Origin of the sequence: Bradyrhizobium sp. STM 3809, from assembly GCF_000239795.1 — a bacterium.
GTDB lineage: Bacteria > Pseudomonadota > Alphaproteobacteria > Rhizobiales > Xanthobacteraceae > Bradyrhizobium.
In genome coordinates this window covers 1-6773 of sequence record NZ_CAFJ01000026.1, presented here as the reverse complement: position 1 = coordinate 6773, position 6773 = coordinate 1, and the positions used below count along the sequence as shown (strand labels likewise).

Genomic DNA, 6773 nt, shown 5'->3' with positions numbered 1-6773 from the left:
GACGATCTCTTGCCCGGCGCTTGCGTCGGGCATTTTTTTGCAGGCCCATCGGCTGCCGACGTCAGCGGTGCAGTTCATCGGGGAGCAGAAAAGCAAAAGCCTCCGTTCGGCTGATCGAACGAAGGCTTGATGCGGCAACGCTGTCGGGATGCGCGCGGAGGCTCGCGCCAGCTCTGTCTCAGTTGACGGTCTCCTCGACCGGCATGTGGTACCAGTCGGATTCGTTGTCGAGCATGGTCTCGTCAAACGGAAGAGCACTGCCATGGCTCAGCGCGGCTGCGTTGACGTCGCGAACCATGTCCATCGCCGTCAGAAACTCGTTCAACTCGGATGCGCTCATGACCCGCTACTCCTCACGCCCGCGGGCCACTCAGGTCCGCGTCAACTCATGAGAAGAGATTAGCGCGGTCTTGCTCTGGCCTCAATCCGGCCAAGGTGGAAGTTCCAAAGTGGTGACATCTGGGCCACAGCGGTGGAATGCCACGGGTCCGTCATATTGCATCTGCTCACACGACGCGATGCAGCCGGAGATCGGCGATTTCGCCGTCGGTAAAGCCAAATTCCGAGAGGATCTCCTCGGTCTGCTCGCCGAACTCCGGCGGCCGTGATGCCATGCGGCTCGGCGTGCGCGATAATGTGAAGGGCTGTGCCACCAGCGTGATGTCGCGGCCGTCGTCGCTCGGCACCGGCTGCGCCATGCCGAGATGCTTCACCTGGGGATCCTCGAACATCTGATTGATCGCATAGATCGGCCCGCAAGGCACGCCGGCGGCATTGAGCTCGGCGACCCATTGCTCGCTGGTCTTGGCGAGCGTGCGGGCGTTGATCTCGGCGTTGAGCGCGTCGCGGTTCTTGGAGCGCGCCGGCGCGGTCGCGTAGTCCGGATGGTCGATCCATTCGGGTGCGCCGAGCGTCTGGCACAGGCGCTCCCAGATGCGGCCGCCGGTGGCGGCAATGTTGATGTAGCCATCGGAGGTCTTGAAGACGCCGGTGGGGATGCTGGTCGGATGATTGTTGCCGGCCTGCGGCGCGACGTCCTTTTCCATCAGCCAGCGCGCGGCCTGGAAATCGAGCATGAAGATCTGCGCCTGCAACAGCGAGGTCTGTACCCACTGGCCTTCGCCGGAGACCTCGCGTTCGAGCAGCGCGGTGAGAATGCCCATCGCGCAGGACAGGCCCGCCGAGAGATCGGCGATCGGGATGCCGGCGCGCATCGGGCCTTCCCCGGGAGCGCCGGTGATCGACATCAGCCCGCCCATGCCCTGCGCGATCTGGTCGAAGCCGGGCCGCTTGGAATAGGGGCCATCCTGGCCGAAGCCGGAGATGCTGCCATAGACGATGCGCGGATTGACCTTGCGCACCGCCTCGTAGTCGATGCCGAGCTTGGTCTTCACGTCCGGGCGATAGTTCTCGATCACGACGTCGGCCTGCTTCGCCAGCCGCATGAACACGTCGACGCCCCTGGGATCCTTCAGGTTGAGCGTCATCGCACGCTTGTTGCGATGCAGGTTCTGGAAGTCGGAACCGCGCCGCGGACCGCCGAGCGCCTCGCCGCCATCTTCCATCATGGCGTCGATCTTGATGACGTTGGCGCCCCAGTCGGCGAACTGCCGCGCGCAGGTCGGGCCGGCGCGCACCCGCGTCAGGTCGAGCACGGTGAATCGGGACAGGGCTTTGGACGCGCGCGGGAAGGCCATGCGGACGAACTCCGGAAAGTCGTGACATGGCTGTATAGGAGAGCGCGGGTGGGGCGACAATTGCGCAACGGCGGTGCGCGCGGCGCGGCTCATGCCGCCGCCGCAGGGCTTCGCCGCGGCGGAACTGCGCTCAGCGTTCGTCCGCGATGACCTTGCCGTCGTTGGGGAGCGTTCCCGGCGCGACCAGCGCGACACTGCCGCCGAGCTTGGTGACGCTGCGCAGACTGGCGTTCAGCGCCTCGGAGAGACTGTCGGAGGGCGCAGCAGATTCCGCCTTCAACGTCATCGCATCGGTCTCGCCGGCGCGGGTGACGACCAGCCGGAGGCGGCCGAGCTCGGGATGGCGCTTGCCGATCTCGGCGACCTGCTCGGGTCGCACGAACATGCCCTTGATCTTGGTGGTCTGGTCGGCACGGCCCATCCAGCCCTTGATGCGCATGTTGGTGCGGCCGCAGGCGCTGATGCCGGGCAGGGCGGCGGTGAGATCGCCGAGCGCGAGCCGAATCCAGGGATGTGCGGGATCGAGCGAGGTGACGACGATCTCTCCGACATCGCCTTGCGCGACGGGATCGCCGGTGCCCGGGCGGACGATCTCGAAGATCAGGTCCTCGTTCACCACCATGCCGTCGCGCGCTGACGTCTCATAGGCGATGATGCCGAGATCGGCAGTGCCGAACGCCTGGTAGGCGTCGATGCCGCGCGCCTTGATTTCGGCCTGCAATGACGGCGGGAAGGCTGCGCCCGACACCAGCGCGCGCTTGAGCGAGGTGACGTCGCGGCCGGCGCTGGCGGCGCCGTCGAGCAGGATCTTGAGGAAGTCGGGCGTACCGCTGTAGCCGACCGGGCGATAGGCCTCGATCAGCTCGAATTGTGCTTCGGTATTGCCGGGGCCCGCGGGGATGACCGCGCAGCCCAGCGCGCGCGCCGAGGCGTCGAAGATGAATCCACCGGGCGTGAGGTGATAGCTGAAGGTGTTGATCACGACGTCGCCGCAGCGGAAGCCCGAGGCGAACAGCGCCCGCGCGCCGCGCCAGGGATCGCTATGCGCGGCCTCCGGTTCGAAGATCGGACCGGGCGAGGTGAACAGGCGCGCGAACGCGCTGGGCGCCTGCGCGACGAAGCCGCCGAATGGCGGAGCGGCCTTGTGCAGGGCAGGGAGCTCCGATTTGCGCAGCACCGGCAGTTGCGCGAGGGCCGCGCGGCTCGTGATGGCCTGCGGATCGATGCCCTGCAGCCGCGCCGCATAGGCCGGTGCCTTCATCGCCGCACGCAGCACGTCGGGCAGGCGGCCGAACAGATCCTGCTCGCGTTCGGCCGGATCACGGGTCTCGAGGGCGTCGTAGTGGGTGGTCATGTCTCGTGTCCTGGCACATCATTCCGGGACGGTCCGCTGCGGAAAATGGCGGAGCCATTTTGCGCAGAGGAGCGGACCCGGAATCTCGAGATTCCGGGTTCGCGCGTGCCGCGCGCCCCGGAATGACGGAGTATGGGGCTCACAGCCACCGCTTCCGCCGCTTGAAGCTCTTCAGGTTCTTGAAGCTCTTGCGCTGGTCGCCGGCGCCGCCGAGGTAGAATTCCTTGACGTCCTCATTGTCGCGCAACGCATCCGCAGTGCCGTCGAGCACGACCTTGCCCTGCTCCATGATGTAGCCGTGGCTCGCGACCGACAGCGCCGCGCGTGCGTTTTGCTCGACCAGCAGGATGGTGACGCCGAGATCCCGATTGATCTCCTTGATGATCGCGAACACCTCCTTCACCAGCAGCGGCGACAGGCCCATCGAGGGTTCGTCCATCAGGATCATCTTCGGCCGCGCCATCAGCGCGCGGCCGATCGCGAGCATCTGCTGCTCGCCGCCAGAGAGATAGCCGGCGAGGCCGGTGCGCTCCTTCAGCCGCGGGAAATAGTTGAACACCATCTCGATGTCGCTCGAGACCTCGCGGTCGGAGCGGGTGAAGGCGCCGAGCTTGAGGTTTTCCAGCGAGGTCATGTCGGCGACGATGCGCCGGCCCTCCATGACCTGGAAGATGCCGCGGCGGACGATCTTCTCCGGGTCGATGCCGTCGATACGCGCGCCGTCGAACATGATCTCGCCGCGCGTGACCTCGCCGTCCTCGGTCTTGAGCAGGCCAGAGATCGCCTTCAACGTCGTCGACTTGCCGGCGCCGTTGGCGCCGAGCAGCGCGACGATGGCGCCCTTGGGCACATCGAGGCTGAGCCCGCGCAGGACCAGGATGACGTCGTCATAGACGACCTCGATGTTGCGCACGGAGAGCAGCGGGGCAGCTGTCGTTGCGCTTGCGCCCGTTCGCGGAGTGTCGAGTGTCTCGGTCATTGTGATTGTCCACCGCTGTCGTCCCCCGCGAAGGCGGGGGACCCAGTATTCCAGAGACGTCGTTGCCTCACCGAGAAGCCGCGGCGTACTGGATCCCCGCCTTCGCGGGGATGACGATCGTGTGTGGAGTTGCTGCCGAAACTCACTCGGCAGCAACTCGGCAGCTTACCAACCCGCCCATTCCGCCTTGCGCGGCAGCTCGATGGTCTTCACCTTTTCGAGCTTGATTACGCCCTTGGCCATGAGGTCGTTCAGGTCGCCATCGGTCGGACCGGTCACGCGCGCGCGATAGAGGTCGACCTTCATCGTCCCGCGGTGGTCCTTCTCGGTCCAGGTCGAGGGGCTGCAGACGCCTTCCATGCCGGCCGGCACCCAGTCCTTCTTCTGGTGGAAGCCCTTGGCGACGTTCTCGCCGGTGGCGCCGCCGTTCTTGGCGGCCCAATCCAGCGCTTCCTTCATGTAGAGCGAGGAGCAGATCGCCGCGACGTAGTGCACCGGGCGATACACCTTGCCGGTCGGGTCCGACATCTTGGAGATCTCCTGCACCGTCTTCATGCCCGGCGCGTCGCCGCCCCAGCCGACCGCCGTGCGCAGCGGGAAGATCACGCCGTCGGCGGCATCGCCCGCGGTCTTGGCGGCGTTCTCGTCCATGCCCCAGACGTTGGACAGGAACTGAATGTCGACGCCGGCATTCTTGCAGGCCTTCATCACCGAGATGTTGGAGGCCGCGGTGTTGCCGAGATAGGCGTAGTTGGCGCCGGAGCTCTTCAGGCTCAGGCACTGCGCGCTGTAGTCGCCGGGCGCGAGCGCGAACACCAGCGGCGGCAGCACCTCGAAGCCGAGCTCGGTGGCGAGCGCCTCGCCGGCCGCCTTCGGCGCGTTGGGGTAGGGGTGATTGGCGCCCATGTGGACGAATTTCGGCTTGCCCGGCTTGCCCTTGGCCTTCCAGTCCTCGGCTGCCCAGGTCAGCTCGGCGCGCAGCGCGTCCGAGTAGCTCGGGCCGTAGAAGAAGTTGTACGGCGCGGGCTTGGCCTTGCCGCTGGTGCCCTCGGGGTCGGTCAGCGCGGCGGCATAGGAGCCGGACATGTCCGGGATCTTGTCATTGGCAAGGAAGCCGGTCAGCGCCTCGGTGTCGGCGGTGCCCCAGCCCATGATCGCGGCGACCTTGTTGTCCGGCGCCGACCACTTCTTGTACAGCGCGATCGCCTTCGGCACCTGGTAGCCATAGTCGTTGCTGTCGACCGAAAGCTGCTTGCCGCCGATGCCGCCGTTCTTGTTGATCCAGGCGAAGGTGTCGACGACGCCCTGGCCGTAGGGCGTGCCGACGTCCGAGGTGCCGCCGGAGAGATCCTGCAGGTGGCCGATCGCGATCTGCTGCGCGTTCGCGGATAATGCGAAAGTACCGGCGAGCAGCGCCAGTGCCGCCGAGCCGAGCCATGATTTGATCGTCATAGTGCTTCCTCCTGTGGTGCGTTCCGGGCCGGATTGTCGCCGGTCCCTGTTGGTTGGAATCAATGCGAGAACGGGTAGAGCTTCCAATATGTCTTGATCTGCCGCCAGCGATGCGCCAGCCCGTCCGGCTCGAACATCAGGAAGGCGATGATGATCAGGCCGATCGCGATTTCGCGCAGGAAGGTGATGTTGTTGTTGAGCGCCAGCGCCTTGTCGATCGCGCCGCCCTTGAGGTAATGGCTCAGCAGTTCCATCGATTCCGGCAGAAGGACCACGAAGGCGGTCCCCATCAGGGTGCCCATGATCGAGCCGGTGCCGCCGATGATGATCATGGCCAGGAACAGGATCGAGCGCTCGATGCCGAACCCCTCCTGCGAGACCACCAGCTGGTAATGCGCGTAGAGCGCGCCGGCGATGCCCGCGAAGAACGCGGCGAGCCCGAACGACAGCGTGCGATACTTGGTCAGGTTGATGCCCATGATCTCGGCCGAGAGATAATGATCGCGGATCGCGATCAGCGCGCGGCCGTCGCGAGTGCGCATCAGGTTGGTGACCAGGATGTAGCACACGAGCACATAGGCCAGCACGACGTAGAAATATTGCCGGTCGCCGCGCAGCGTGTAGCCGAAGATCGAGAATGGATTGGCCGAGGCGGGCACCGAGCCGCCGGAGAACCATTCGGCGCGCGAGAAGAAGTCAAGCAGGATGTATTGCGCGGCCAGCGTCGCGATGACGAGATAGAGCCCCTTCAGTCGCGCCGCCGGTAGACCGAACACGAGCCCGACCAGCGCGGTGATCACGCCGGCGAGCGGGATCGCGAAGAACACGGGGATTGCGTAGGTGTTGTTGATGTAGGCCGAGGTGAAGGCGCCGAGCAGGAAGAAGCCGGCCTGGCCGATCGAGATCTGGCCGGTGAAGCCGACCAGGATGTTGAGGCCGAGCGCCGCGATCGAGAAGATGCCGATCTGGATCGCGATCGACAGCCAGAACTCCGAGAACACTTGCGGCGCGAAGCACAGCAGGATCACGCCGGCGATCGCGAAGTTGCGGCTGGTCCTGGTCGGGAAGATCGTGGTGTCGGCCGCGTAGGAGGTACGGAAGTCACCGGCTGGGATCGTGGAGCGTGCAACCATGATTTAGATCCGCTCGATGTCTTTGGTGCCGAACAGGCCGTAGGGCTTGATCATCAGGATGATGATCAGCACGTAGAACGGCGCGATCTCGTAGAGATTGCCCCAGTGCAGGTACTGGCTGTCGACGTACTGGGCGATGTTCTCCAGCAGGCCGATGA

6 protein-coding genes and 1 pseudogene are annotated in these 6773 nt (G+C 65.5%); all 7 read right to left on the bottom strand.

The window, feature by feature from the left end:
• Positions 1-178 precede the first annotated feature (178 nt).
• A complete protein-coding gene (locus BRAS3809_RS36420; RefSeq protein ID WP_008960293.1) occupies positions 179-340 on the bottom strand; it encodes a hypothetical protein in 162 nt (53 codons plus the stop codon).
• A 166-nt stretch (positions 341-506) separates the two neighbouring features.
• Positions 507-1697 (bottom strand): CaiB/BaiF CoA transferase family protein, encoded by a 1191-nt coding sequence (locus tag BRAS3809_RS01300; RefSeq protein ID WP_008960292.1) that lies wholly within the window; start codon positions 1695-1697, stop codon positions 507-509.
• 130 nt (positions 1698-1827) lie between these two features.
• Entirely contained in the window at positions 1828-3051 is a 1224-nt protein-coding gene (locus BRAS3809_RS01295) for a phenylacetate--CoA ligase family protein (protein WP_008960291.1), read from the bottom strand.
• Positions 3052-3190: 139 nt separating this feature from the next.
• The gene (locus BRAS3809_RS01290; protein WP_008960290.1) at positions 3191-4030 is read right to left on the bottom strand and encodes an ABC transporter ATP-binding protein; all 840 of its coding nucleotides are present in this window, start codon (positions 4028-4030) and stop codon (positions 3191-3193) included.
• A 165-nt stretch (positions 4031-4195) separates the two neighbouring features.
• Positions 4196-5482 carry an ABC transporter substrate-binding protein gene (locus BRAS3809_RS01285; RefSeq protein WP_008960289.1) on the bottom strand — a complete coding sequence of 429 codons (1287 nt, stop codon included), beginning with the start codon at positions 5480-5482 and terminating at the stop codon, positions 4196-4198.
• Between the two features lie 59 nt (positions 5483-5541).
• The gene (locus BRAS3809_RS01280; RefSeq protein ID WP_008960288.1) at positions 5542-6615 is read right to left on the bottom strand and encodes a branched-chain amino acid ABC transporter permease; all 1074 of its coding nucleotides are present in this window, start codon (positions 6613-6615) and stop codon (positions 5542-5544) included.
• A 3-nt stretch (positions 6616-6618) separates the two neighbouring features.
• A pseudogene (locus BRAS3809_RS35625) lies at positions 6619-6773 on the bottom strand (branched-chain amino acid ABC transporter permease); the annotation flags it as partial.